The 4100-nt window shown below is 37.0% G+C and carries 4 protein-coding genes; 2 read left to right on the forward strand and 2 right to left on the reverse strand.

The window, feature by feature from the left end; genetic code table 11:
- Positions 1–122 precede the first annotated feature (122 nt).
- Together AC11ZT_RS03345 and AC11ZT_RS03350 are read left to right on the forward strand one after the other, a co-directional pair.
- Positions 123–1214: a polysaccharide deacetylase family protein gene (locus AC11ZT_RS03345; RefSeq protein WP_484058248.1), complete on the forward strand. Its 1092-nt coding sequence runs from the start codon at positions 123–125 to the stop codon at positions 1212–1214.
- Between the two features lie 151 nt (positions 1215–1365).
- The gene (locus AC11ZT_RS03350; protein ID WP_484058251.1) at positions 1366–2445 is read left to right on the forward strand and encodes a polysaccharide deacetylase family protein; all 1080 of its coding nucleotides are present in this window, start codon (positions 1366–1368) and stop codon (positions 2443–2445) included.
- Between the two features lie 55 nt (positions 2446–2500).
- On the opposite strand, the gene AC11ZT_RS03355 is transcribed toward AC11ZT_RS03350, so the two are convergent.
- Positions 2501–3397, reverse strand: a complete 897-nt coding sequence (locus AC11ZT_RS03355; protein WP_484058249.1) for a diacylglycerol kinase — start codon at positions 3395–3397, stop codon at positions 2501–2503.
- A 179-nt stretch (positions 3398–3576) separates the two neighbouring features.
- The coding region (locus AC11ZT_RS03360; RefSeq protein ID WP_484058250.1) for an Asp-tRNA(Asn)/Glu-tRNA(Gln) amidotransferase subunit GatB at positions 3577–4100 on the reverse strand (524 nt) is incomplete at its 5' end.

The raw sequence follows: 4100 nt of genomic DNA on the forward strand, positions 1-4100 counted from the left end.
TCTAGCTAGCTCGCTTTGTTCAAGCGGGCTCGTTTCTTTGCATTAATTTTTCATAAAAATCATTTCCTAATTTAAAACATTATGGTACATTGATGTCAATCACATTAAAAGGAATGAAGCGAATGAAGCATGCACTAGTTATCCTACTCGCGTTCTTATCACTTGTCGGTTGTTCCTCCTCACTGCAGCAATCCAAACAAACATCTAACGAGGTCCCTACACAAACTCCTGTTGTAAAAAAAGCACCTACTCCATCCGCGCAAGGTCTCATTACATGGGATGCTATTACTTACAAATCAACACAAACAACACTCTATATGAAAAATCTCCAAGATACCTTTACAGAAGTGCAATACATGATTTGGCGTATCGCAGATGGTCCAAGTAGCGCTCGTCATTTTTCATCTAAAGATACTTCTAATCACTTTTCACTCCCTTTTTCTTTGCAAACATTTGACTACAAACGCGGGGAATATCAAATTGAAACAGTGGGTGTAAAAGCAGATGGTTCGAATACACCACTCGCTTATTCTACGATCACATTTGAGCAGAAAATTCCAATGTTAATGTATCACGGCATTGATGACTACCGCGGGGTGGGATTTAAAAGCTTATTTGTTCCACCTGCTCAATTCGAATCGCATGTGCAGTACTTAAAAGATAACGGATACACTCTGCTTACCTTTGAACGATGGAGTGAACGAAACCGCGTAAACAAACCTATTTTCCTTACTTTTGATGATGGAATGAAGGATAACCTAAATGCATATAACGTACTGAAAAAACTAAAGGATGCTTCCTTTCAACCTGCAGCAACTTTTTATGTTATTTCTGCCTTAATTGATAAGGATGGATACTTATCTGCGAATGATATAAAGTCCATGTCTGACTCAGGGATTATTTCGTTTGGATCTCATTCCGATACGCATGATTTTCTAACAAAAGTACCTAATATTGAACAAGAACTTCAAGATTCCACTAGAAAAATTTCAGATGTAACGGGAAAGCCAGTTGTTTCTCTCTCCTATCCCACCGGTGTATATAATGATAAAGTCGTCGGGGTTGCAAAAAAGTATTATGACTTTGCCGTCACAACAGATGATGGACAATTTATTCAAAAAGGATTACCGAATGAACGCTACTTAATAGAACGAATCTATATTACACCAACTATGTCGATGAAGCGTTTTATCGATGTGATACAAGAAAGATAGAAGGAACTACCCCATCCCATTTTCTGTTTATTGTAAATAGAATGTAAATTCTTTAAGAAAATATAATGATCTTGCAAACTTTATTTATTGTTTAGTAAAGGGTGGTATGATGGCAAGTGGAATTATATATAAAGGGATGAAGAACAAAATGATAATGAAATATGCAGTTGTAGTGCTCCTTGCTTCTTTTATCGCAACGGGCTGTTCATCAGCTATGCATTCAATTGCTACTATTCCTACGGCGATTGCGAAGCAAGACAGCCACCTTACCACGCAAGGGATTATAACTTGGGACTCTATTAATTACGAATCGAAACAAACCACTTTTTATACCAAACAATTACGGGATTCTTTTTCAGAAGTACAATATCGAATTTGGCGTGTAGCAGATGGTGAAGGAAGTGGGAAAGTTTTTTCTTCTAAAGATACGGCTAATCAATTTGCTTTGCCGTTTTCTTTGGAATCGTTTAATTGGAAACGAGGCGAATATCAGATTGAAGCAACTGGCATTGCATCTGATGGTACTAAAGTTCCCCTCGTACATTCAGCTATTACTTTTCAGCAAAGTGTTCCTTTTTTAATGTATCACGGGATTGATGAATACCACGGACAAGGAATTAGAGGGTTATTCGTTTCACCTAGTGCCTTTGAAGCACAAATGAAATATTTAAAAGACAATGGATATACGTTGCTAACATTCGAACGATGGAATGATATTAACAAAGTTAACAAGCCTATTTTTGTTACATTTGATGATGGGATGAAGGACAATTTAAATGCATTCTACATTTTTCAAAAGCTGAAGGATGATCATTTTCAACCTGCAGCGACTGCTTATGTGTTACCCGGATTCTTTGGGAAACCTGGATACTTATCAACAGACGAAATAAAAATGATGTCTGACTCTGGCGTATTCTCAATTCAATCTCATACAGTCAATCATGCGAATTTACCTTATGTACCAAATGCGGAACATGAGCTACGAGAATCAAAGGATAGAATTGCCCAAGTAACAGGAAAACCAGTTATTGCTATCGCTTATCCAGTTGGATATTATAATGACAATATCGTAGAACTTACTAAGAAATATTATGACTATGCTGTAACTACGAAAAAAGGGAAATTTATTGAAAAAGGCGAGCCCAATGAAAAATATGTTATTAACCGATTCGATATTACTCCTATTATGACCATGAATCAATTTACTGAAAACATACAAGAGAATAAATAAAGTGAAAAGGGATTGTCGCAAAGACCCATACGTCTTGTGACAATCCCTTTTCACTTTACGTCTTTACTTCACGCGGGATAAATACATCCAAATAATGATACAAATTCTCAAATTCCATTGGCGTATCGCCTCCGTATTCACCGTCTAAATTAATCATTAGTTTATCTGGTGTATTTACTTTTATACGGTTCGCCTGTGTATAAAGAATTTGCGGATTGTTCAGATGCTCACCGCGAACTGCTTGTGAAGCCGCTTTAATGAGATCTGCAAGTGTTCCTTTTTTTAATATAAGTAAATCAAACATCCCATCATTAATGGAAGCTTCAGGGGCGAGTTTTTCGAACCCTCCGACTGAGTTTGTATTCGTAATTAAGAATAGTGTAATTTCTTCGCGTAGCACCTTGCCATCATATTCAATTTCAACGTATGTAGGATGTAGAGACGGAAGCATCTCAATTCCCTTTAAATAATAAGCAAGCTGCCCGAGCATTGTTTTAAGCTTACTTGGCACTTCATATGTTACTTCCGTAATTCGTCCTCCACCCGCAATATTGATAAAGTATTTATCGTTTGCACGTCCGATATCAAGGGGTATGGAATGTCCTTGACATATGATATCGGTTGCTTCTTCAATGGAACGGGATACGCCAATGGCTCTAGCAAAATCATTCGTTGTTCCCACTGGAAGAATTCCAAATTTCGGACGTTTTCCTGGTCCCACTAGTCCATTTACAACTTCGTTTAATGTACCATCTCCGCCTGCTGCAATGACAACATCAAAGCCACGCTTTGCAGCTTCCCTAGCAGCTTTGGTTGCATCTCCTTCACCCGTTGTAGCATGACAAGATGTTTCATAACCTGCTTGTTCTAATTTGTGAAGGACATCTGGCAAATACCGTTTAAATAATTCTCGTCCTGAAGTTGGGTTGTAAATTATTCGTGCGCGTTTCATTTTCTTCATCACCCTTAATTTAGAAAAATGTCCTTTATACATACATTTATCATTATCAAAGAGATTTTGCAACTACAAGGAAATTAATTAAACGTTTGATTAGTTAAAAAGGGTGAACAAAATAGAGATGTTTCTCTTTTTTGTTCACCCTCATAAGATGTATAGTATAGTTTTCTTTTTTATCGCTTGTTTATTTCTTCTAATAAAATCTTATTTACAAGCTGCGGATTCGCTTGTCCTTTTGTTGCTTTCATAATTTGTCCAACTAGGAAGCCAACTGCACGGTCTTTCCCGTTCTTGTAGTCTTCAATGGATTGTTCGTTTTTATCTAGAACATCTGTGACAAATTTTCGAAGCGTTGCTTCATCGGAAATTTGAACAAGACCTTTTTCCTTAATGATTACTTCTGGATCTCCGCCTTTTTCCACCAATTCAGCAAATACTTTCTTCGCAATTTTCGAAGAAATCGTGCCATTTTCAATAAGCTTAATCATTTTTGCTAAGCTTTCTGGTGTTAATGCAAGATCATGAAGCTCTTTTTGATTCTTATTCATATAACCAGATACTTCGCCCATCAACCAGTTAGAAGCAAGCTTCGCATCTGCACCTTCCGTAACAGTTGCTTCAAAGTAATCAGACATTTCCTTAGTTAATGTTAGTACTTTCGCATCATATTCAGGAAGTCCAAGTTCTTCTACATACC

It is taken from the genome of Ectobacillus sp. (assembly GCF_056992975.1).